Raw genomic sequence first — 22,135 nt, 5'->3', positions numbered from 1 at the left:
CAGTTGTTTTGATAATTACGTTCTAAATACGATTCTGAAGGAAGTACGTCATGAAGCAAATCCCCGTTGCCGGCAAGGCGCTAACACTGCTCTTCGCTGCAATTTTCCTCGTGGCCTGTTCTGGCACCTCAACCAAAGAAGATGAAGCGGCCGCCGCTGCTGCCGCTGCTGCAGCAGCAGCCGAAACCTCCGCTGCAGACGCCGCTCGCGAGGCGGAGCGTCAGGCACAATCTGCCGCTTCGGAAGCGCAGCGTCAGATGGAGCAGGCTGCCATGGCAGCGGGCACCGTCTTTTACTTCGAGTTTGATAGCTCTACGCTGACTGCGGCAGCCCAGGCTGCGGTAGACGCGCACATTGCTCTGCTCAAGACTAACGATCGCAGCGTGCGCCTGGATGGCCACACCGACGAGCGTGGCACTCGTGACTACAACATGGCTCTCGGTGAGCGTCGTGCCAATGCGGTTCGTGACTACATGGTTGTCAACGGCGTAGCCAGCTACCGTATTGAGTCGGTGAGCTACGGTGAAGAGCAGCCGGTTGCCTACGGCAGCGGAGAGAGCAGCTGGTCTCAGAACCGTCGCGTCGAGCTCAAATAAGACCGGTTTATATGATTACAGTAATACCGTACCGTCGTATCGGGCTGACCTTTTTGGTCGGCCCGATCTCGTTTTTGGCTGTGGCGATATCTGCTTCGGCCCAGACCTACATCGATGTAGAGGCAGAGCGCCGAGCACCCCAAAGCGGGTCCACCGGGTCGACTGTTACCGCTCCGGCGGTAAGTTATGGGGTCGGCACCGCGCCGCCTGCTGTCACTACGCGCTCGCTACCGCCACCGTCAGCGCCCGCAGGGGACAATATTGGTGTTCTGTTCAATCAGGTGCAGCAGCTTCAGCAGGAAGTGATGCGCCTTAACGGACTGGTAGAGCAGCAGGCTTATGATATTCGTACGCTCAAAGAGCAAAGTCTTGAACGGTACATGGATATCGATCGCCGCTTGGCCGCGGGTCGCGGTAGCGCGCCGAGTGGAAACACCGGTGTAGCGCCGACGACTAACGCGTCTACAGGAGATTTGGATACCAGTGGCTCGGCAACGGAAGTGGCTGAGCAGCCGGGTGAAGGCGAGGCCTATCGAACTGCCTATGCCTTGGTGCGTGGCCAGGAATTTGATCAGGCTGTGAGCGCTTTTAGTGCGTTTCTTGAGCGATTCCCTGCAGGGCGTTATGCGCCCAACGCGCATTACTGGCTAGGTGAGCTGTATTTAGTGACGGATCCAGCCGATCCCGAAGCGTCTCGACAGGCCTTTATGCTGTTGCTCAATCAATACCCCACAAACACCAAGATTCCCGATGCGCTGTATAAATTGGGAAAAGTGCACTTTATGAAGGGCAACCGTGATAGTTCTCGAGAGTTTTTGAATCGAGCAATCCGAGAATACCCCGATAGCTCAGCAGCACGACTTGCGGGCGATTTTCTCGACCAGAACCTCTGAGGCCGGGCATGAGTGCTATCGCAACAGCAGATAGCGCGGTGGCTGACCAGACACTGCGAATCACTGAGATCTTTTACTCCCTGCAGGGCGAGGCTCGCACCGTAGGCTTGCCGACGGTTTTCGTGCGCCTCACGGGCTGTCCGCTGCGCTGTCTGTACTGCGACACAGAGTATGCGTTCCACGGCGGCGACATGATGACCCTCGGCGATATCGCTGGGCAGGTGGCGAAGCACGGCCCTGCCTATGTCACCGTCACGGGTGGGGAGCCCTTAGCTCAACCCAATTGCCTTCCCTTGTTGTCATTGCTGTGTGATCAGGGGTACGAGGTGTCGCTGGAGACCAGCGGCGCGATGCCCGTGGCAGACGTGGATCCTCGAGTCGTCAAAGTGCTGGATCTGAAGACTCCCGCATCCGGGGAGTCCGCACGAAACGATTACGACAATATTGCGCATCTGACTCGTAACGATCAGCTGAAGTTTGTGATTTGTGATCGCAATGACTACGAGTGGGCGCGTTTCAAGCTGGATGAATTGGCGCTGGTGCCCCGTGTTTCAGATGTCCTGTTTTCGCCAAGCTATGAGCAGCTCGCTCCCCGGGAGTTGGCTGAGTGGATTTTGGCGGATCGCCTTCCCGTTCGGCTGCAGTTGCAGTTGCATAAGTACCTCTGGGACGACGCGCCCGGGCATTAATGTCAGAGTCTCAAGCTATGAATTCTTCCAAAAAAGCCGTCATTCTTGTGTCGGGCGGTTTGGACTCCACCACCGTTTTAGCGCTTGCCAAAGAGCAGGGCTACGCCTGCTATACCCTTAGCTTCGATTATGGGCAGCGTCATCGGGCGGAGCTGTTTGCCGCAGAGCGCGTGTCGCAAACCTTAGGCGATGTTGAGCACAAGGTTGTACGTCTGAATTTGGATAGCATCGGCGGATCAGCACTGACCGATGCAAGCATTGATGTGCCCGAGGAAGCCAGCGAAGGTATCCCGGTCACTTACGTACCTGCCAGAAACACAATATTTTTGTCCATTGCCCTTGGCTGGGCCGAGGTGCTCGGTGCCCAGGACATTTTTATTGGCGTTAATGCCGTGGACTACTCTGGGTATCCCGACTGTCGGCCTGCGTTTATTGACGCCTTTCAGCAATTGGCAAATGTTGCTACCAGAGTCGGCGTAGAAGGGGGTCGTTATCAGATTCACACCCCGCTGATGGACTTGGGTAAGGATGATATTGTGAAACTTGGTGAGCGCTTGGGCGTCGACTACTCGCAGACCGTATCCTGTTATCAGGCGACGGACGATGGTCTGGCCTGTGGTGTTTGCGATGCCTGTCGATTACGCCGCGACGGATTTGAGAATGCTGGACTCCAGGATGTCACCCGTTATGCGAGTAAGAACTAGTTTAGACCGCCGCCGATTCCTTAAATCCCTTGGCGCAACTGCGGCGATGGCTGGATTTCCGCTGTCGTCGTTTGCCGATGATGCGCTTAAAGGCGTAAGTCCTCAAACACTGGAGCGAGTGAAGCAGTTACTCAGTGACAGCACTGCGGTGGATTTTCATACTCACCTGGGATTGTGGCAAAACCGTGGCCTGGCGGAGATTGATCCTGCTTTTGGCCTGCTCAGCGACCAAAAGCTCGCGTCAAATATTCAGGACTACCTGGCTGCCGACGTTAACTGTATCTACCTTGATGTTATCGGCGACTTGGCTCGCACCCGTGTGGGGACACCCGGCAATAAGGATCGTGATTTTGTCGGCGAAGAGGCCTGGGAAGATCATCTCAGGCAGTACGCGCTTATCGAGCAGTTTCTCGACGAACTCCCTATGGCTATGGCGCTGTCTACCGCCGAAATAGACCAGATCAATGCGCAGGGGCAGCTCGCAGTCATTCTCTCTGCCGAGGGAGGACATATGCTGGAGACCGATGCCTCTCGGGTGGATGTTTTGTATGCGCAGGGATTCCGCCGTCTTCAACCTATTCATTATGTCGCTTCGAGCCTGGGTGATAGTCAAACCGATCCGGTGATTCACGAGGGACTGTCGGAGCTGGGTCGGGAGGTGCTCACGCGAGCATCTGAGCGGGGCATGCTGATCGATATGGCCCATGCAACGCAGGCGGCGGTGGAGCAGGTCGTGGCTTTGGTAGATCGCCCCATTGCGCTCTCTCACACCATGGTTGCCTACGAATCGGCAAGTTATGGAGACTACCGGAACACACGTTCCCGCTGGATCACGCCGGAGCATGCTCGGCTCATCGCTGACACCGGCGGAGTGATTGGCACCTTCCCGGTGCGCGCGCCCTGGGGGGTCGACAGCCTTGATGCCTTTGTAGAGGCGCTTTGGGTAATGGTCGATGCGGTGGGCTTTGAGCATATTGCCTGGTCTACGGATTTGGTTGAGGCGGGCAGGCCGGAGTTCTTGCAAAGCTATGCGCAGTTCCCGGTTATGTGTGCCAAACTGATCGAAAGTGGGTTTAGCGAAGCTGATCTGCTGAAGTTTACCGGGGGTAATGCCCTGCGCGTGCAGCGCGAGGCAACGGCGTAATTGCCGGCTGCGCAAATTTCTATGAGGGAGGCTTATATGCATTCGAAGATCAAAGCGGTGTTGTTGGCAGTCAGCATAGGTACGTCCGTGCAGGCCGCAGAAGTAAGTTTTCTCAATAGCAGTGGTTCTCTCGCAGCGGATTTACCCTTCTCTGAGTCGGTACGCGTGGGCGATACAATTTACCTGTCGGGCCAGCTAGGTACTCTGCCTGGAGAGATGTCTACTGTGCCCGGTGGCATAGTTGCGGAGAGCATTCAAACACTAACAAACATTCGAAACACCCTTGCTGCGCAGAGCCTGACGATGAATGATGTGGTCAAGTGCACCGTGATGCTTGCGGACATCAGCGAGTGGGGTGCATTCAACAAAGTGTATACGGCGTTCTTTAGTAAGCCTTATCCGGCAAGGAGCGCTTTTGCCGCTAGTGGCCTGGCGTTGGGTGCTCGCGTTGAGGTCGAATGCATTGCTGTAGTAAAGTCCTGAAAGTCGCTTGAGTTTTGCCACCAAATCCGTATGATGCGCGATCCTTCTGGGGCCGTTAGCTCAGTTGGTAGAGCAGTTGGCTTTTAACCAATTGGTCGCTGGTTCGAACCCAGCACGGCCCACCATTTTTTCTCCTTTGTAGTAATCGCTTAGCGCCTTACGGCACTAAGCGTCCGGTGTCTCAGCACGACCAGTGCCGGAGTTTTGCCGGACTTTCCTTCACACACCCGGCTTGCTGCCTCGATGAACTCCTCCAACGCCAACTTCGGCGCAAAGTAGTGGGTGATGATATCGCTGTTCTTGTGGCCAAGCAGTATTTTTCGGGTTTCCCATGGTACGCCGGCCGCGCAGGCGGCGACCGAAGGAGTGCTTTAAGTCGTGAACCCGGATGGGCATGTCCAGCTTGCGCCGCACCGACTTCCAGCCGTTGACGGTGTTATTCTTTTTCCCTCCTTCTTCCTTCTATCTATATAGGCTTGCAGTGTTCCCATATGGACTTGGTACAAGGGAAGATCGCCCATGTAAGGGTCCGGCTCTTTCAGATGGAAGGCGTAGGCTCGGAGCGTGGCGAGGTGGGTATTCTCCTCGAGAAAGCGCGTGGTTGCCCCGCGAAAAATGCACACCGGCCGTATGCCGAATACTGACGCCTTCCTGATCTGCTCAATACGGGGGGCTAACATTAGCTCCGCCGGTTTGAGCAGATCAAGCAGCAGTGACGCCACTAAACAGCAGATGGGTATAGCTTCCTGTGTGCTACGGCCTGGAAACGACCACAAAAGACCACAAAAGACCGGCAAGAGGGCCAAATGCAAGTGCGATTTCAGCACACCCTGAGGCCATCCAGCGATCAATTCCGGCAGAGTAGGATTTTGGAAGGAAATTGTTTCACTATATGCCGTTTGTTTTTCTGATACTTTCAATCCATGCGCACACCGCTGGTCTGCCACTCGTGTTTCACAGAGAGAACCAGTAGAGGACGTGACTGCTCAATGCACTATGGATGACAAAGACATCGAAGCGGATGACAAAGACACCGAAGCGGATGGCAAAGACATCGAAGCTAATTCAGACAGCGGCCACGAAAAATCATCGCTGTCTCTCAAAGAGCTCTCGATCATTATTCTGTCCGGGCATTTGGGTGTGCGCAAGCGAGTGCACCGGGAGAATGATTTTGCCCGCGCCAACGGACTACATGTCATTCTGGCGGCCGCCTTTTACTTTGCGCTGTTAGTCAGCGGACTGATTGCGCTGGTGATTTTTATCGCGGATTAAGTAGTAAAGGCCTGCCAGACCTTAGCAAACCCTGCGTTGTCTAAAAATAAATTTTGGCTTTGCTCTGCCCGGCTTCCTTCAAAATCGAAATCAGGTACTCCAGTTCTCCTGACGAAACGACGGCGCCATCTTCGTTGCAGAGCATGCAGGACTTACCGTCCTGGCCGTAAAGCAGGGAAATGTACTCCGTGATATTCCCAGGATTTTTTCTGATCTCCACGAAATCAAAATAGTTTTCGGCTGACTTCTGCCTGATCTCAGATAACTTCATAGTAGTAATGTCGACTCAGCTAAAATGATGAATGGCCTCACTCAGCGTTGGATAAAAGGATGTCACACCGGGTATCGGTTCGACTTTAGCTCTGGCGAGCGTTTTCAAAGGCTGAAACTGCAGGTCCGCAATGACAAGCTGTTTCCCCTCGACAGCACAGTAGGCGACCAGTTTGTTCATCGCCGCAACCCCTCCTGCATCGAGCAGCGTGACGCCATCCATGTAGAGAATGATCCCGTCAAGGCTGGTCATTCTGCCGGAGATCTCTCCGAAGGTTCGATCTGCTGCAGCGAAAAACAGCGGGCCATTGATTTTCAACACTGCCCAGCGATCCGGAAGAGCGACATCGAGCATTTTTTTGTTATCGCTAATGTCCGTGACCCTCGTCATCGACGCCATTTCGTTGACGAACAGGATGCAGGCCAGCAGCACTCCTGCGGTAATAGCGATCACCATATCGAAGAAAACCGTCAGCGTGAGGCAGGTTAGAAAAACAGCGATGTCTGATCGCGGCGCGTGTCGAACAAGATGTAACGATTTTGGCGCCTCGCTCATATTCCAGGCGACGATGATCAATAGCGCCGCCATCGCTGCCATCGGCAGATAAGCCAACAGCGGAGCGAGCGCCACCAAACCAAGCAAGACGACGAGCGAGTGTATCATCGCCGCAACTGGCGACTGCGCCCCGGCTTTGAAATTGGCTGCTGATCGTGCGATGGCGGCTGTTGCCGTGATACCACCGAAAAATGGCGCGATGATGTTTCCCAGTCCTTGCCCTAGCAGCTCGCTGTTTGCGCTGTGACGCTTCCCGCTCATCCCATCGAGTACCACCGCGCACAATAAGGATTCGATGGCACCGAGCATCGCAATGGCGAAAGCGGCAGGAAGCAGACTGACCAGCATTGGCCAACTCAGAGCGAGTGGCTCACCGCCCGGCCCCGGCTGCTGCCATGGCCAGGCAAAGTCGGGCAGATAAGGGGGAATTCCCATAGCAGTCGAACCGTCGGACATAAGGTAAGAAAATCGCGAGCCTACCGTGTCAAGTTCATATCCGACGCTTGTCAGGAACACAGCTAAAACACTTGCGATCGCTACCGCGGGCAAATGCGGCGGTATTACCGTTTTCAGTTTCGGCCAAAGCAGCAAGGCTCCCAGCGTCACAAGGGCAACCGAAACGGTCGCCACATCAAACTTCCCTATCGAACTAAAAAGTAGCCGGACTTTATCGACATAGTGTTCCGGCATAGTGTCCAGAGATAAGCCAAAAAAATCATTCAGCTGCAGCGTCGCAATAACGATCGCGATACCACCGGTAAAGCCCAACGTCACCGATTCAGGTATGTATTCAATAAATCGACCTAGACGCGCACAGGCCATAGCTATCAGCATCAAGCCCGATAAAATCGTCGCCAGCAGCAGGCCCGCCAAACCGTATCTCTGAGCTATGGGGTACAGAATGACCACAAACGCTGCTGTGGGTCCGGAGATGCTAAAGCGGCTTCCTCCAGTCAGCGCAATAACGAACCCGCCGATGATCGCCGTATACAGTCCGTACTGAGGGGCCACTCCGCTGGCAATCGCCAATGCCATGGCCAGGGGGATCGCAATAATCCCGACGGTCACTCCCGCCAGAAGATCACGTTGGAATCGAGACACGCCGTATGCCTCACCCGCAAAGCAGGCTTCGCGCAGGGCGTGGCCAAGTCGCAGAGAAAACAGGTGTGCTCTGTGGGCGATGCGGGACCTCCAATCGGGGCTTCTATTCTAATTTCAGCAGATCGGGTTTTCTCGGAATCAAATTTCGGAACTAAATTAGAGCGCGGTGACCCTGACGAACATAGCTTGATAACCGCAGCGGTGCGTAGGATTCTAGCATGTCAAAGAATGCGCCAAATTTAGATTTCGCGCCTCGACGGGCATCGCATCTATAGTGCACCTGACGTTTTTCATGGAATCACACCTTGGCCAAAAACAGCAAAGATGAACATATACAAACGCCACCGATTCCCACCTGACATCATCAGTTATGGCGTTGCGTGACGGGAGCTGATGCCCGATGTTATTCATAGTACTAAACATTATCGGAATCTTAGGGTGAGTGCATTTACAGAATGGGGAGGGGCAGTTGCCTAGATCGGGAGAGTTTCTTTTGCAGATCCAGGCAAGTTAATTTGTCGGTAGCGTTTTCTCCGATCGGGAAAATTGTGACATCCAGGATATGAACCCGCCGCATCTCAGCCTTCGCGTAAATTTATGAGGAACCTTACTGAACGAAGGAGGTAGCGTCGCCAAATAAACTTACGAATCGCCGAATGATTTAGCCGGGAAAGTGCATCTAATAGGCGCTCCATAAAATAGACCAATCTCCATGCAAGACGATTCTCAATATTTCGAAACCGTTATCATCGGCACAGGATTCTCTGGCTTGCTTGCTGCAATACGTTTGCAAAAAGAGAAGTCTGAGAAATTCGTTCTACTGAAAAGAGAAGCTGATCTTGGTGGTACCTGGCAGGACAACCCATATCCCGGGGACGAGGTGGATATTCCAACCGGCTTGTATTCTTTTTCTTTCCTTCCCTAGAAGTTCAAGAAAAGATACACCTCTCAAAGTGAATTGCTCGACTATACGAATTACATCATAGACAAGTTCAATATCAGAAAGTTTGCGGGAGCCAACCAGGCAGTCACCACCAGGACTTATGATGAACAAAAGTGTCTGTGGCGCATTGAGGTAGAATCAGTTGAACGGTATGTCGCTCGCTTTTTTATCGATACCAGCGGGGTACTGGCAAACCCGAATACGCCGTATATTAATGGAGCTGAATCCTTTCAGGGGGAAACGTTTCATACTGCCGAATGGGATCATAGTGTCTTCTATGAAGGAAAAAATGTCGGTGTAATTGACTCGGGATGTTCAGCAACTCAAGTCGTTCCCGCCATTGCAAGCCAGGTTAATAAGCTGACGGTATTTATGAGAACGCCCGAGTGGATACTTCCACGCTCGGATAGAAGCTACAGCTCTATTGAACAAACGACCATGAATCTTCCAGGCATACGCCAGCTCAATCGCTTCACCATATTTGCGATTCATGAGATGCGGTTTATTGGCTTTCGCCGTTAGCCATTAAAGATAAAACTCAGCAACTTGAGTAAATATTTCTACAAGCTGAGCCTAAAAAGAAATCGTGAAAAATATATAGACGACGACAATTTGCGTGACTATATGATGCCGAATTATGGGCTGGGTTGCAGGCGTGTCATACCATCAAACGCGTATCTTTCTGCACTTCCCCGGGACAATGTTGAAGTTGATACTAGCGGGATAGAGTCTATTACTCCAGCCGGGGTTCGAACAAAAGATGGCAAGGACATCCCTTTGGATATACTTGTTTATGCCACCGGGTATTTCGCTTATACAAACGTTAAAAAGATGCTTTCGTTTCAGGTTTACGGAAAGGAGGGTAGAAATCTGAACAGTGAGTGGGAAACAGAGGCTGTTTCCTATTTAGGCATCACCGTTTCAGGCTACCCGAACTATTTCAAAATAAACGGCCCTAATGCCGGCACCGGGCATAGCTCACAGATAAGTTACATGGAGGTAATGGTCAATTATGCGGTTGACGCCATTTGTGCAGTAAAGCGGGATAAGAGTATTAAGGCCATTGATGCCAGAAGCGATCCTCAACGTGAATATGTGAAGAAAATGAGAAGCACCATGAAATCGACTGTCTGGCAAAACGGTAGCTGTAAGTCCTTCTATCGAAAAGGTAAGACTGGCGAAGTGACCAGCCTCTCACCCGAATCTGTGATCAAATTTATCGTTACTCGGAAATGGTTTCATTTAGGTGACTATCAATTATTGAAGTAGGCGCTGAAACATCAGCGACACTGACGGGCCTCAGTCAGATTGCGCCCAGTCTATTGAGGTTGGCCTGCCACTCAAGTTGGTCATAACGATCCAGACCATGTAGGTGGAAGATAGGTTCTGCGACATCCACACCCTCTTTTGTAACTTTCGAAGGAGCTTCTGCTCATGCTCTGAATGGTTGCTTGCCACACACCACTCTGGCGAGATGACGCAGAATTGGTATGGGGGGAGTCCATCCCAATGCTTACTGCTGACCTGTTCCAGGCTTGTCGTCCGCTGCCGAGTTGGAGGCGCACGGCATCACGATCTTTCCGGTAATCCCGATCCTGTGTCTTGCCGGCGTGGATTCAGCGTAGGCCTGCTTCCGGCACTTTTCCGACGGGTCCACAGTTACTCTGGATGACCGTCAACGCCGCAGTTCACTAACCTATCTGTTTTTTGATTATGTCGATGCGAACTAACCGATGCGCGTTGCAGGGAGTTCTGCGGTGCTCATGTCCAGCGGAGGGTGGCTTTCTACCGTTCTTCACTGTACCTCTTGAAGATAAATTTGCGGTGTCTCCGTTGGATCGATATCCGCGGTCAGGAACCCGGATAATTAAGGCGCCTACCGAAAAACTTCCGACATCAGTCCTGCATTGTTGTGCCTTGTCCGACAAATAGAGCAACGGGCGTCGTTTTCAGGCTAATAAAATCAATAAGTTACAGTCCTAAGACGGGCTTTTAACCAAATGGTCGCTGGTTCGAACCCAGCACGGCCCACCATTTTTTCGTGATTGCATCCACAATCTGGCGCTAATCCCCGCGCCCCATACCACTTACGTCCCTAACCCCCAGGTGTCTTCGCAAAAACGCCGAAGCCATCCCAAGGGATTTTTCTGCTTCTTTGCTGTTGAAACGCTCCAGGTGATGCCGCGGACTGTCCCAGTAGCGAATCTCACCATGGCCGCCGCTCTGTCGCATGTTTTCGATCATGCGCAGTGCATCATCAAAATGCATATCAAAACGGCTGGTGTGCACTGCTAAAGGGGGCAGTCCTTTGAGGTCCGCAAAAATGGCTGATGCAAGTGGCTCTGTTGTCGGTACATCGCCAAGGTAGGCTCTCGCACAGAAGGCCGCTGTTTCCATACGGAAGGGGCTGTCGGCGGTGGCGCTTTTCGTAATGTACGACCAGCCGGACAGACTGAGGTCGTTCCAGGGAGAAAACAGCTGGAGAGCAACGGGCATGGAAGAGCCTTGTTCTCTTAGGCGCTGCAGCGCGCCGAGAGTAATGCTCGCTCCTGCGGTGTCTGCGGCGAGCACAACGTTTTGCGCGCCGTAACGCTCGATGCCCCATTGGCACAAAGCGACCGTATCATCGATCCCCGCCGGAAACGGCGCCTCGGGCGCCATGGCGTGTTGGTTGATTACGGTGTCGGTGTCGCAGAGCTCTCCTAAACGTCTCGCGCAGTTCAGCTGTGATGCCGATGGTGGCAGTAAGAAACCACCCCCGGCCGTGTAGATCAAAAGCTGATTGTAGCTAGGAGTGCCACATAGCCATGCGGCATGCGTGGGCGAGCTATCGACAGATACCAGTTCTACTGCCGGCTTGGCAGCCATTGCAAGTGTTCCAGCGCGACCATTGACGTATTCACTGCGCAGTGCCAGCAATATTGCTTCGAGATGTTCGCGATTTTCTAAATGATCAAAGGCGCGTCGGATCCTCCTCAATAAAACGCGCTCGATTACTCGGTTTTCCAAGCGCGCAAAAAATCGGTCGCAAACTTGCTGCCAACGCTGACGTTCGTCGGCCACGCGCGTGGCCAGACCCGCGTGGTGCAGCTGCAGGAGTCGCTGGCCCGGCGATAGCGCTAGGGTTGTAGCAAAGCCGTCAACCATCAGCTCTTGCTCCTTCCGAGAGGCCTTCTATACTAAAGAGCACGGTCATCTTGGACAATGGGCCTTTTTTTGACTCAAAACGGCGACAAACGCGATAAAGCCTCGGACGGTGACAATGATGATATCGATGCACTGTCTGAGCTCGTGATGGCGGCCGGAATCCTGGGCGAGGACCGCGTTGGCGATCCCGAACAAGAGCATCGTTTGAGTGCAATTCTGGGCCATTATGACGCCGATATGCGCATACATCTGACCCAGCGCATCGTTTCTGATGAAAGCCTAAAACCTATAAAAATCAATCGCTTCTGCGAGCGACACGGTTTGACTGGCGCAGAAAAAAAAGTCGTGGTGTCCCTGTGCCTAGGGCGTTCCATGGCCCAGCATGCGAAGGATCACTTCATCAGCCCAAATACCGCACGCACGCACCTGCAGCGCGTTCGAGAAAAAACGGGTATCAGCCGGCAAGCAAACATTGTCAGTACTGTTTTAGCCTAAATATACGTCGTTCGACGTATGGGCCTATGCCTTCTCAAGGGGCACTCTCTTGCGGTGTTAAGTAGGTTAATCGCTACGCGACTAACCTGGTTGGCTCGTTCACTGGGATGACGTATGTGAAGAACACGGAGCGCTCATGCGATTGAGGCGGTTACTGCTTTGCTGCGCATTGCTTAGTGCTGTTTCTTTGGCGCAAGACAGCCCAAATCCGGCATTGTCACCAAGCATGGATCGATTCAGTGTCGATTGGGACTGGGGCGAACGTTACTTTTCTCAAGAGTTTAAAGTGTCGCTGCGCCTGCTGAACGATTGTTACACCAATCAGCTAGTCACCCTTGATGCCAGCAGCGTTCCTTATCTAAGCATCGCAAAAGAAGTCCGTGTCTCAAGGCAGTCAACAAGAGTGGTGTTGGGAACGGTGAAGCTACCCGACCCACCAAAGCCACCCCCGGTGCAGCCGTTCGGTGGTCAGTGGTTTGGCTGGGTGGAGCCTCCCACTATCGGTCCGCAACCGCTCGGGACCCCGCCCCCGATTTTTCATCAACCGAATTTTTCTCCGATCGAGGGAGTCGTGATAGCAACGCATGCCGCGATGCCCGATGGTGCTAACGCTGTCTGTAACCCAATGCAGACACGCTACAGCTTGGCAGGGCATATGCATTGGGGGCCTCCGGAACCGGAGGAAGAAGACAGTGGGCCAACCACTATCGCGCGAACCGATCCTTGCGTTGTGTGGTGGAATACCGGTGAAGAGCCAATCCAGCGGCACGGCGACTGTAGCGCAGCGATGCAACTGCTGGCGGAGCGCTTTCTGCTCAAGGTCGTGCCCGATTACTGGCGCAATGCTCCCGAAGAGTGGAGCTGGCTGGAGAAGTTCGGGGGCGTGAGTGACAAGAGTGTTCAGCAACTACTGGAGATGAAGGCGCGGGCCAGCCTGATCATGGGGAGTGGATCGTGAGCAAGACACGCTTCGCCGGGATCAATCAAAAGCTGCTGGCGCTCTGCCTTCTGGCCCTGCTCTCATTCCCCATGACGGCGCAGCAATCGGGTGTCGACAAACAGGCAATCGAAGAAGCCAACAAGAATGTTGCCGAGGCACAACAAGCTTACAAGGTTCAACTCGCGCCTCTTGAGGCGAATCTGGGCAATCAGAAGCGATTTTTGTCGGATGCGCAGACGTTTAAACAAGACGCCGACGCGGCGCTCAAGAGCTACGAAGACGGTAAGGCCTGGTACGAAAAACTGCGCGACGACGATAAGACCACGCGTTTAAAGCTGCAAAAAGATGCGGCTGACAAACTGGTCTCTGATCATGCGAATAAGATCAGGTCACTGGAGCAGTCCATAAAGACCACGGAGCAGGCACGCGATAGCTTCATCGCCTTTGAGGAACAAAAGATACTCAAGGCAGATCCAGCAAAAGTGGCTGCTGAGGCCACGGAGCGCGCCGCCGAAGTCGAGACCTTGAACGGTGAGTATTACACCCGTGTTGCGCAGCAGAACGCGGCTGAGATTTCCTTTGAAAACAAGCTTTCGACCCTCGATACGCTGATTGCTGAATCGGAGAAGGCGGGTCTGGGTGATGTGGCGGATGCGATTCGCAAAGACCGCGAGATCATCGCTGATGTGCAGGCGCAGTGGGTGAAGGGGCAGGACACGGCGATCGCGGTTGCTCGCAGGGACCTCGACAACGCCTATCAGAGCAACAGCAAAGATGGCATCGGGCCCACGCAGTGGGCCAACAGTAAGACAGCCAATGACGCCAGCTTTATCGATCGATCGGCGGTGGAAGCCAGTGTCAGGACCTCGAATACCCTAGCGAACAGCGCCCTGGCCAATACCCAGCAAGACATGAGTCTGCAGGCGTTCCTCGAGGATTACGGCAATAGCGCGCTCATTGATCCAAAGACGGGAAACTGGGATCCCAAGGGCGTCGCGACCCGCTATGGCTATTACGCCAAGGGCGCAGGCCTTGCTGCTAAGGACTCGGTTGTGGATCTGGCGGTGATGGCCGTGGACCTGGGTGAAACCGCGGCGCAGGCAACGGAGGAGGCGATCGGCCAAAGTAACTATCTCGGTCGCGACAAGATCGACAAAGCGTACGCGGCGGGTAATGCGGTCGCGGATCTGAGCGACGCAGATTCGGCGGAAGCCAAGGTGCGACGCGAGCAACTGAGTAGAACGGTGACGGGTGTTCTGGATAAGAGCAGCCGCGATCTGGAGCAGACAGCGGCCCAGGGCGAAAAGGGTGTGAACAAGGCGATGCAGGGCACTGGTTACGTCGTCGGCACCGTGCTAGACCCCGTCTTCAATGCAAAAGGTGTTACCAAGGCCGGGCAGCTCGACGCGGCCGCTGACCTGAATAAACTCGACACCGCGGCAGACGCTACCCGGGCCGAGCGCGCGGCTAACAAAGTCGATGACGCGCGCGGGACGGACCCGCTGAATCGCATTGATGCCGACGAGATGGCGGGGCGCGGTCAATATCTGGGTACCAGTGCCGATGACTTTGCCAAGACCATGCGCGAGGCGGGGCTGGAGCCCCAGCGCACGGTAACCGTTGGCGATAAGACCTTTCATATGTCTCAGCCGTTTGAAAGTGATGGTCGAACCTGGGTGATCGCGCTCGAGGAAACGGCCGATGGCAAGGTCATCCCCAGACAGATGTACCTCAGCGGTGAGCATGGCGTATGGCGTGCGGCCCCGGGTTTTGATGGCAGTGCCATTGCCAAGGGCCCCAGGGGACCCGATGGCAAGTTTGCGAACGAGGGCATCACGGATGTTGATGCGGCGCTCCAGGGCACCCTGGATGAGTTGCGCACCGACTTCGGTGTCAAAAAGGTCGATGCGTTTGATGGCCAGCAACTGACCACCAAGGCCCTTGAAGATGCCAGTGATGCGGGCAAGGTGCCGGCGGCTCTTGAGACCGACCTGACCCGGGCCACCAGACCTTTACCCCGCGATGCCAATGGCAATCTCCCTGCGGGCATGCGCCCGGACTTTACGGAGGGCATTGTCAGCGTTACACGCATTGACGATCACCCCCAGTATGGTGCGATCGATCGCATCGTCGTTACCTCCAAGGATGGCAGCACCAACTGGATTATTAATCGGGCAGAAAACGGCGATACCTGGGTGGGCGGTGCGCAGGATGCCAGCGCTGGGCTGACGAGCCTGGGTACCCGCAACCAGGGTTGGGATCTGGGTGATTTGACCGCGCAACCCAAGACCAAAAGTCCCGATGGCTCGGGCTACGTGGATGCCGAAGGCTGGAAGAATCCGGTCAATGAACTGATGGCATGGGAATTGGATCGTGCTGATCTGTCAGGCCGAAAAGGTCCGCCAGCGCCCCCTCAGGGTCCTAAAGTGGTGGTGCGTGCGGGCGAGAACGGTGTGCCCGTGTTAATCGACGAAAACGGTGTGCGCCTGGAGTTGGGTGAGAAGCTGGGAGAGGGCTCTGGTGCGGCGGTTTATGCGGTCAAAGGCCGGCCGGACCTGGTGATCAAGATCGGTAAGCCCGGCGCCAATACCCGCCTCGATGATTTTGGCGCCGCCGCTATTAGGGAAGTTGACCCTACAGGCTCGTTGATCCAGATTCCGGAGACCTACGGGCGCCAGCAAATTGATAACGGCCTGATCCCCGACGCCCTGGACGGTGAGCCGCTGAACGGCGGTGCGGTGTCCATCGTTGACCGAGCGCCGCAGTCCTTTGACAAGGCGAGAAAGACCGCCGATGGACTGGCCGACATGAGCACGGGCCAGAAGAGCGCCTACCGGGACGGGATGGAGGCCCTAAATGCCAAAGGGTATGCGCTTGCGGACAATCATCCGGGCAACTACGCGTTCAAAAAGGTTCCCGGGAGCGAGGACGACTGGATCCTCGTTATTGTCGATGCAGAAACGCTGATTCCGTTCAAATCGCCTGATGCCGCACGTCGCTTCCAGCAGGCCCTGGATGATCCCTCTCGTTATGCAATTCCGGACATACCGATGAACGATGCCAACTGGCAGCGCGGCGACCTGGATTTTGGTCGCGCGGTGCATCAGGAAGGATTAGCGAATGAGTTTAACGGTGAGGTCGACTGGACCCGGTGGAACCGCGAAACGGGTAGTAAATATACCTCGCTGGGTGGCACCGCCGCCGCAACAGATCCCAGCGTGGTCAAGTTCAACCCCATGAACGGCATCAAGAATCCGGGGATCGCAACGCCAGCGGATTATGTGCCCACACGCAAGCCCGTGGATAGTCCGGATCCGCTGGTGGCGCAGACCAGCGATGCGCCCGGCGCCGACCGCGTCGACCCCAAGCGGGAGGCCACCCGGAGCGAGCGCGACCAGCAATTGGACGATTATGAAGCGGGGCTGGATAAGCGCCGTTCAAGGCTGGAGGGTGAAGCGAATCCATCCAATCTGCCGACCCGACGCAGTATTGCTCAGCTGGGCGCCCGGAGCACGCAGGCCGCTGCCGACGAAGCGCAGAGAGGACCCGACGATGAGGAAGAGGAGGAAAAGGATCCGTTTATTCTCATCGGTGAGGCGCTGTTTTTTGAGGTGGTTCCCGAGGTCAGCTTCGCCTTTGGCCGCACGGTATGGAGCGATGAAGAAGACTGGGTGGATCCGGGGGAAAAGACCTATATATCGCTGGGAGATGACGCGAGTTTCGAGCTCGAAAGCGCCATCAGCCTTGACGGAACGAATGTGCACTCACAACTTGCGCTGACGGGGCAGACGGTTACCCAGACTGGCGATCCAGGCCGGTCGCCGCCCAAGCCGCCGCCGGTGAGGCAGGACCCGCCACCGCCTCCGGCGCAGAAGCCACCGGAGCTTGTTATCGGTCAGCCGGTGGAGCCCATCAAGCAGGAACCTGTGAAGGAAGAAAAGCCCGAACCTCCCAAGGAAGAGATCGTGGAGAAGAAACCGCCGCCATCGCCGCCGCCAGAAAAAAAAGAACCCAAGAAGATAGGTATTGGCACTGGCACCGGAGGAGCAACTCACCGGACGACCTATAGCTTTGCCTGTTTCCGGATCCAGTTGGTGGGAGACATTGCCTACGCCGACGAGGCGACCTTCGATGTGTCCGGGCCGGGTGGGTCAGAGGTCTATGACTTCTCAATCTCCGGTAGTGCGATTCGTCTGGAACATAAGATTTACTCCTACGGCAAGTACGACTACGAGCTTGAGAGCGCTACTGACAAAGAGGGTAAGGCAATGACGATTACCGGCAACCCCAGGGGAAGCTACGAAGTCACCGCGGAGGAAAAACCATGTTGGTAAGCAAACGGTACCTATGGGCTGTCGTCGCTTTTTCCATTTTCTTTTTGCAGCAGTATCCTGCCTATGCGCAGGATGAAAGTGCAAAAGAGGAAGTTACTGCAGACTCGGTCCTGAACTTACTAAACGACGAGGACGATGAAGTATTCGTTGCGATGCTCGGCGTGTCGGAACGCGTGTGGAGAAGGGGAGACGATCCTCGAATTGCGACTATTCCGACGCCGCGTGCAAGCTGCTGGGCCTGCGAAAAGCTCGCCACGCGTTTGACCGAGCTGGAGGATCGACGGCTTGGAATGCTCCTTCAGATGGATAGTGTGATGAAGAAAACAGCGGTCACAAAGGAGGCACTGCGTACTCGCGCCGCGGCGATAAGACTCGACGACAGCGATGCCTTTATCGTACCTCTGTTCCTCCCTTCGGGTGTGCGAGACCAAGGGATTGCTACCGACGAGAGCTTACGCAGCTCCGCCGAGGAGCTTGTGGCGCTTGTGGGTGAACAGCAACGGCTTATGGAGGGTTTTCAGATCTTGCAGGACGCGGCGGCGGCCACCTTAAGCCGTTTTTATGCCTGCGAGGAAAACCACTGTCCTGTTGCCGAACGGCGTTTGCGCGCGATGCTCGATGGCGCTGCGGACGTTTACTGGGTGGCCGAGCAGGCCAACACCTATACCGGCCTGAACATTCACAATGCCTTTGCGCTGCGTGACGAGCTCACGGATGATTTTTCGCCAGCTGGTGCACCGCCGCCTGCACCGCCGCCACAACCCGAGCCTGAGCCTGAGCCTGAGCCTGAGCCTGAGCCTGAGCCCGAACCTGAGCCTGAGCCTGAGCCCGAGCCGGTACCACCGCCTGCACCTGAACCCGAGCCTGAGCCCGACCCCGGCATGCTGATTATCACGGGACCCGGGTCTATTTCGGAGACCCACGAAGTGGGTGGCAACATCTGTCCGCAGGGGCTGGGAACCCTGACCCTGCGCAACGACGGTGAGACAAGCCTCAGCTATGACATTACGGGTGTTGCCCCATGGATGAGTATTAATGCCGGGCCAGCCGGTAGCAATGTGTCCGGTACATTGGCGCCGGGCGAGAGCCGCGACTTTTTGATCGACTTTAGCTGTGACGGCTTTGGTGCGTTCCCAAGCCCAGGCAATCCGACGGATGTAGAAACAACCTTGATGATCGGCACGTCTACGCCGGACGCTACCGGTGGCGGCCAGGTGGACGTCGCACTACGTGTCCAGGATGAGGAGTAAAGTCATGACTCAGTTGAAGCGGTTACTCCTCATAGTCGGCTGTGCTGGCGCTGTGACTCTCGCACCGCTGGCCCTGGCCAAGGAATTTCGCGTCATCAAGCCAATCAATGCGGCCAGCGTGCTGCCGGAGGGCGCGCAAGCACCCCCGCTGTTCAAGCCGGTGGCCAGGGAACTCGTCGGGCAGGCGGTGGACAAGCTCATGGAATCCTGGGGCTCGCCGCAGATGCAGGATTACCTGAGCAACAACTTTTTTGACAAGGATCGCCTGACTGACGTGATCGACACGCTGGTGCCGCGTGATGCGGTGATCCGCATTCTGTCAGTGCAGGGTGTACAGACCGTACAGCAGTGGGAGGAGCCGGCGCCGGATGATCTCGAATCCATGCTGCTGGTGAGCCGCGTGTCGGTGGTAGTGCGCACCCAGCTTGAATACACACGACCGGACGGGGTGCTGGAGACCAAGCCCGGGACCACGGAGTACATCCTGAAGTTCAAGGAACGAATTGACGGGGAGGGCGCGTGATGACCAGAGATATCTACTTCGTCGTCGCCGCGACGGCATTGGCGCTGGGCAGCGCGATGACGCAGGCCCAGGGTTGGAAAGTCACCGGTAACAACAGCGCGCGATCCGAGTATTACAATACCGATGGCGACCTGAGCGGGAGTCCTTATGCGTTTGAAGGATCGCAGGCGTTTAACGAATTCAATCTGAATTTCTCCAACAAGTTTTCGAATTACCGGAATTTTAAGGGCCAGGTCTACGGTGTATTTAATGACTCTGACTACCGTTTCCCCGACACCGGCCTGCAGGCCGAACGGATTAATATGCTCTACGAGGACGGAGAGGGGAGAATGCCCTACCGGCTCGAGGGCGGCGATGTGTACAGCTACCTCAGCTACCGCACGATGCAGCGCTCGATTAAGGGCGCGCAGATTGACCTGCAACCCCGCTTCGATGGCTCCGGACGCAAGCACTCGTTCCTGCTGTTTAGCGGCGCCAACCAGAATCGCTGGAACGACTTCGATTTTGCCGCGGATAACAGCACGGGACTCTCCTGGCTCGTCGAGGATGGTTCCCTTGGGAGTCTAAGCTTTAACGTGGTGTACAACGATGCAGAGGCGGAGTTACCGACTCAACTCGACCGTCAGCAGTGGATCACCAGTATTGCCGCGGATACCAATTTTAACCTGGGTAAGCATAACCTTAACCTGGAGGGCGAGATCGCCCACTTTAATGGCGACCATGAAGGTGATTTTGCGGCACAGGATGGCCAGAGCCAGGACGATGTGGGCGCCTTTGCGGAGCTCACCGGTAATGCCTATCAGCAACTGGATTATCGCCTGCGATTTGAGCAGTACGGGTACGATTTTCGACCTAATGCAGCGGTGGTGGTGAACGATCGGCGCTCCAGTGAGGCGCATGTCGGCTGGCAGTTCACAAACGGGCTCAAGCTGCGCGGCCGCATGCAACGCTACGAGGACCGATTCGATTCTGTGAACCCGCTGGATACTGAGGTATTTGGCGTAGATGCCAGTGGTTCTCTCGCATTCCTGGGACTCGAGCGGGCGAGCGGTCGGCTGCGCGCCTATCGGGAAGACACCGCGGATGAGTTTGGTGAGGTTGATCGCAACAACAACGTTATAGACTTCAACATCAACACGCCTTTGGGCGAGCGCTTGAATTTTGTCGGTGATATTTCGATTCGTGACCAGAAGAATGAACTCGATGCGTCCCTCAACGCCACGACCCGGGAGCTGGGAGTGTCACTGAATCGTAGTTTTGATTTGGGTGAAGCGCGAGGTTCGGTGAGCGCCGGCGTGACCTACAGGGATGTCGATGGGGGTATCCGTGAGGCGAAGGAGCTTAAGCCCAGGCTGGCGCTGAGCCTGGCGGGCGGCGCGCATACGATCAGGCTCAGTTACGACTACCTGGATCAGAATCGTGCCTTCACGGCCGGACCGGATCTGGAGACCGCGACGGCAGCGCTGCACTACGATCTGCGCTGGAAGCAGCATGAGTTTGGGCTCGAAGCGAACTATTTCGAGCGCGAAATCGATATGGGCATCGACACCCTGGCATCGCGCGTGTCGCTGTACTGGACCTGGTACTTCGATCAGAAGTCCACGGCCACACTTGCGGGGGCCGCAGGCCTCAGGCTCGCCCCCGGGAGTGGTCTCGACAGTCGGCTTAGGGTCGCATCGCCGGCGCTTATGGAGCAGCTGGCGCCCGGGCAATGGCTTGATGAACTGGCGAGTGCGATGGTCGATGCCAATGCGCCAATTCCGGCGATTGACGGCAGTAGTCTTATATACGAGTTACCGGTTCTGGGCCGCGTGGATCAGCGTCAGCGGCTTGCAGTGAGCTATCGGTCGCAGCTGGTCGATCGGGTAGCGTTGATTATTGATTTAGAGCGAGATGGAAGCCCGCGGGCCGCCGAGGAGTTGTACGAGCGCATTCTTGAGGATCTGATCCAGCAGTATGGCCGGCCCCAGCGCAGTTACAGCAATGGCGAGTTTGGGGCTGGGCTTGCGGTGGATCTCAACACGGATCGCTTCCAGCGCATCGTCGAGTGGGATAGCTACTTTGGCGTGATTCGCTACGGTATTCCGAGGCGCATGGATGGCATCGTGCGTATCGAACTGCAGCATATGCCCCAGCAGCTGGCCTTCAGCGATACCTTCTGGAGTATGGAACAGGTTCGCTAGCATTTGATATTGCCGGTAAGGATTCAGCGGACCCTGTGTCGGCGTGATTCCGACTCATAGCCTGTCATTGCCCACCGGAGGACTGTGGAGGGATCCAGGGTTACCAGTCATTGTCAGAAGTCTTGTTTGATCCGTCCCATCCTGAACATGAATCGATGAGTCACTGGATTCCCAAGGGCTGGGGGCCGGAGTTGTTCAAGCCGGAAAAGATACGCTTCGATAATCCGCTGAAGTGATGGGAAAAGGCCTTTACGGCGGTGGACATGTAGTCGTAATCCAGATGGTCGCTGGTTCGAACCCATCACGGCCCACCCAATAAATGAAAAGGCTCGCCCGTTGGGGCGGGCCTTTTTTGCTTGAGTGGACGTTTTCTTATACTCCACCTGTGGACCGATCCGACGTGGAACAAATCGGCTCTACCCCATTAACAGGGGATGGACCGATATTCGCTAAACCCGGTTGACCGTGCCATCCCAATTAAGACCCTCAGCCGGTCAGCCGGTCAGCCGGTTAGTCAGTCAGTCAGTAAGTAAGTCTCAAAGTTTCTAAATCCGTACGCTCGCTGGGACATCATCGGCGTTTTGCCAGGCCTTCAGGTTTGGCAGCGGCGAC

Annotated in this window: 19 protein-coding genes, 1 tRNA gene and 1 pseudogene; 18 read left to right on the top strand and 3 right to left on the bottom strand. The window is 55.4% G+C overall.

Annotated features, from left to right (window positions below):
* The first annotated feature begins 50 nt into the window (after positions 1-50).
* The 8 genes from pal (at position 51) to ACI9KD_RS01675 (ending at position 5,781) form a co-directional block, all read left to right on the top strand.
* Entirely contained in the window at positions 51-596 is a 546-nt protein-coding gene (gene pal / locus ACI9KD_RS01710; protein WP_414979411.1) for a peptidoglycan-associated lipoprotein Pal, read from the top strand.
* Between the two features lie 11 nt (positions 597-607).
* Complete coding sequence (gene ybgF, locus ACI9KD_RS01705; protein WP_414979410.1) at positions 608-1,489, top strand: tol-pal system protein YbgF; 882 nt, start codon at positions 608-610, stop codon at positions 1,487-1,489.
* Between the two features lie 8 nt (positions 1,490-1,497).
* A complete protein-coding gene (gene queE / locus ACI9KD_RS01700) occupies positions 1,498-2,178 on the top strand; it encodes a 7-carboxy-7-deazaguanine synthase QueE (protein WP_414979409.1) in 681 nt (226 codons plus the stop codon).
* A gap of 17 nt (positions 2,179-2,195) precedes the next feature.
* The gene (queC, locus tag ACI9KD_RS01695; protein WP_414979408.1) at positions 2,196-2,882 is read left to right on the top strand and encodes a 7-cyano-7-deazaguanine synthase QueC; all 687 of its coding nucleotides are present in this window, start codon (positions 2,196-2,198) and stop codon (positions 2,880-2,882) included.
* Positions 2,866-4,026, top strand: a complete 1,161-nt coding sequence (locus tag ACI9KD_RS01690; protein WP_414979407.1) for a dipeptidase — start codon at positions 2,866-2,868, stop codon at positions 4,024-4,026. Before queC ends, ACI9KD_RS01690 begins: the two co-directional genes overlap by 17 nt.
* A gap of 36 nt (positions 4,027-4,062) precedes the next feature.
* Positions 4,063-4,509 (top strand): RidA family protein, encoded by a 447-nt coding sequence (locus ACI9KD_RS01685; RefSeq protein WP_414979406.1) that lies wholly within the window; start codon positions 4,063-4,065, stop codon positions 4,507-4,509.
* 49 nt (positions 4,510-4,558) lie between these two features.
* Positions 4,559-4,634, top strand: a tRNA-Lys gene (locus tag ACI9KD_RS01680).
* Positions 4,635-5,487: 853 nt separating this feature from the next.
* Positions 5,488-5,781 (top strand): DUF2970 domain-containing protein, encoded by a 294-nt coding sequence (locus tag ACI9KD_RS01675; RefSeq protein WP_414979405.1) that lies wholly within the window; start codon positions 5,488-5,490, stop codon positions 5,779-5,781.
* A 40-nt stretch (positions 5,782-5,821) separates the two neighbouring features.
* On the opposite strand, the gene ACI9KD_RS01670 is transcribed toward ACI9KD_RS01675, so the two are convergent.
* Together ACI9KD_RS01670 and dauA are read right to left on the bottom strand one after the other, a co-directional pair.
* The gene (locus tag ACI9KD_RS01670; RefSeq protein WP_414979404.1) at positions 5,822-6,052 is read right to left on the bottom strand and encodes a hypothetical protein; all 231 of its coding nucleotides are present in this window, start codon (positions 6,050-6,052) and stop codon (positions 5,822-5,824) included.
* Between the two features lie 15 nt (positions 6,053-6,067).
* Complete coding sequence (dauA, locus tag ACI9KD_RS01665; RefSeq protein ID WP_414979492.1) at positions 6,068-7,771, bottom strand: C4-dicarboxylic acid transporter DauA; 1,704 nt, start codon at positions 7,769-7,771, stop codon at positions 6,068-6,070.
* 649 nt (positions 7,772-8,420) lie between these two features.
* Between dauA and ACI9KD_RS01660 the strand changes: the two genes are divergently transcribed.
* The 3 genes and pseudogenes from ACI9KD_RS01660 to ACI9KD_RS01650 all read left to right on the top strand — a co-directional run bounded on the left by ACI9KD_RS01660 (position 8,421) and on the right by ACI9KD_RS01650 (position 9,920).
* Positions 8,421-8,633: an NAD(P)-binding protein gene (locus ACI9KD_RS01660; protein WP_414979403.1), complete on the top strand. Its 213-nt coding sequence runs from the start codon at positions 8,421-8,423 to the stop codon at positions 8,631-8,633.
* Between the two features lie 27 nt (positions 8,634-8,660).
* Positions 8,661-9,173, top strand: a pseudogene (locus tag ACI9KD_RS01655) (4-hydroxyacetophenone monooxygenase); the annotation flags it as partial.
* A gap of 24 nt (positions 9,174-9,197) precedes the next feature.
* The gene (locus ACI9KD_RS01650; RefSeq protein WP_414979402.1) at positions 9,198-9,920 is read left to right on the top strand and encodes a hypothetical protein; all 723 of its coding nucleotides are present in this window, start codon (positions 9,198-9,200) and stop codon (positions 9,918-9,920) included.
* A gap of 795 nt (positions 9,921-10,715) precedes the next feature.
* Here the strand turns inward: ACI9KD_RS01650 and ACI9KD_RS01645 are convergent.
* The gene (locus ACI9KD_RS01645; RefSeq protein WP_414979401.1) at positions 10,716-11,798 is read right to left on the bottom strand and encodes an alpha/beta hydrolase fold domain-containing protein; all 1,083 of its coding nucleotides are present in this window, start codon (positions 11,796-11,798) and stop codon (positions 10,716-10,718) included.
* 57 nt (positions 11,799-11,855) lie between these two features.
* Between ACI9KD_RS01645 and ACI9KD_RS01640 the strand changes: the two genes are divergently transcribed.
* The 7 genes from ACI9KD_RS01640 to ACI9KD_RS01610 all read left to right on the top strand — a co-directional run bounded on the left by ACI9KD_RS01640 (position 11,856) and on the right by ACI9KD_RS01610 (position 21,759).
* Positions 11,856-12,293 (top strand): helix-turn-helix transcriptional regulator, encoded by a 438-nt coding sequence (locus tag ACI9KD_RS01640; RefSeq protein ID WP_414979400.1) that lies wholly within the window; start codon positions 11,856-11,858, stop codon positions 12,291-12,293.
* Positions 12,294-12,429: 136 nt separating this feature from the next.
* Positions 12,430-13,251 (top strand): hypothetical protein, encoded by an 822-nt coding sequence (locus ACI9KD_RS01635; protein WP_414979399.1) that lies wholly within the window; start codon positions 12,430-12,432, stop codon positions 13,249-13,251.
* Complete coding sequence (locus ACI9KD_RS01630; RefSeq protein WP_414979398.1) at positions 13,248-17,567, top strand: hypothetical protein; 4,320 nt, start codon at positions 13,248-13,250, stop codon at positions 17,565-17,567. The genes ACI9KD_RS01635 and ACI9KD_RS01630 overlap by 4 nt, the downstream gene beginning before the upstream one ends.
* Positions 17,558-18,817, top strand: a complete 1,260-nt coding sequence (locus ACI9KD_RS01625; protein ID WP_414979397.1) for a hypothetical protein — start codon at positions 17,558-17,560, stop codon at positions 18,815-18,817. Before ACI9KD_RS01630 ends, ACI9KD_RS01625 begins: the two co-directional genes overlap by 10 nt.
* A 4-nt stretch (positions 18,818-18,821) precedes the next feature.
* Positions 18,822-19,340: a hypothetical protein gene (locus ACI9KD_RS01620; RefSeq protein WP_414979396.1), complete on the top strand. Its 519-nt coding sequence runs from the start codon at positions 18,822-18,824 to the stop codon at positions 19,338-19,340.
* The gene (locus ACI9KD_RS01615) at positions 19,340-21,523 is read left to right on the top strand and encodes a hypothetical protein (RefSeq protein WP_414979395.1); all 2,184 of its coding nucleotides are present in this window, start codon (positions 19,340-19,342) and stop codon (positions 21,521-21,523) included. Before ACI9KD_RS01620 ends, ACI9KD_RS01615 begins: the two co-directional genes overlap by 1 nt.
* A gap of 56 nt (positions 21,524-21,579) precedes the next feature.
* Positions 21,580-21,759 carry an IS1096 element passenger TnpR family protein gene (locus tag ACI9KD_RS01610; protein WP_414979491.1) on the top strand — a complete coding sequence of 60 codons (180 nt, stop codon included), beginning with the start codon at positions 21,580-21,582 and terminating at the stop codon, positions 21,757-21,759.
* Positions 21,760-22,135 lie beyond the last annotated feature (376 nt).

The organism is Congregibacter sp. (assembly GCF_047617445.1).
In the GTDB taxonomy this organism is placed as follows: Bacteria; Pseudomonadota; Gammaproteobacteria; order Pseudomonadales; family Halieaceae; genus Congregibacter.
This window is presented reverse-complemented; position numbering and strand designations above follow the sequence as displayed.

Coding starts and splice junctions, on each gene's coding strand:
- ACI9KD_RS01690 (WP_414979407.1), top strand. CDS start 2,866: ATGCGAGTAAGAACTAGTTTAGACCGCCGCCGATTCCTTAAATCCCTT.
- pal (WP_414979411.1), top strand. CDS start 51: ATGAAGCAAATCCCCGTTGCCGGCAAGGCGCTAACACTGCTCTTCGCT.
- ACI9KD_RS01635 (WP_414979399.1), top strand. CDS start 12,430: ATGCGATTGAGGCGGTTACTGCTTTGCTGCGCATTGCTTAGTGCTGTT.
- ACI9KD_RS01645 (WP_414979401.1), bottom strand. CDS start 11,798: ATGGTTGACGGCTTTGCTACAACCCTAGCGCTATCGCCGGGCCAGCGA.
- queC (WP_414979408.1), top strand. CDS start 2,196: ATGAATTCTTCCAAAAAAGCCGTCATTCTTGTGTCGGGCGGTTTGGAC.
- queE (WP_414979409.1), top strand. CDS start 1,498: ATGAGTGCTATCGCAACAGCAGATAGCGCGGTGGCTGACCAGACACTG.
- ACI9KD_RS01615 (WP_414979395.1), top strand. CDS start 19,340: ATGACCAGAGATATCTACTTCGTCGTCGCCGCGACGGCATTGGCGCTG.
- ACI9KD_RS01685 (WP_414979406.1), top strand. CDS start 4,063: ATGCATTCGAAGATCAAAGCGGTGTTGTTGGCAGTCAGCATAGGTACG.
- ACI9KD_RS01670 (WP_414979404.1), bottom strand. CDS start 6,052: ATGAAGTTATCTGAGATCAGGCAGAAGTCAGCCGAAAACTATTTTGAT.
- ACI9KD_RS01625 (WP_414979397.1), top strand. CDS start 17,558: ATGTTGGTAAGCAAACGGTACCTATGGGCTGTCGTCGCTTTTTCCATT.
- ACI9KD_RS01640 (WP_414979400.1), top strand. CDS start 11,856: ATGGGCCTTTTTTTGACTCAAAACGGCGACAAACGCGATAAAGCCTCG.
- ACI9KD_RS01620 (WP_414979396.1), top strand. CDS start 18,822: ATGACTCAGTTGAAGCGGTTACTCCTCATAGTCGGCTGTGCTGGCGCT.
- ybgF (WP_414979410.1), top strand. CDS start 608: ATGATTACAGTAATACCGTACCGTCGTATCGGGCTGACCTTTTTGGTC.
- ACI9KD_RS01660 (WP_414979403.1), top strand. CDS start 8,421: ATGCAAGACGATTCTCAATATTTCGAAACCGTTATCATCGGCACAGGA.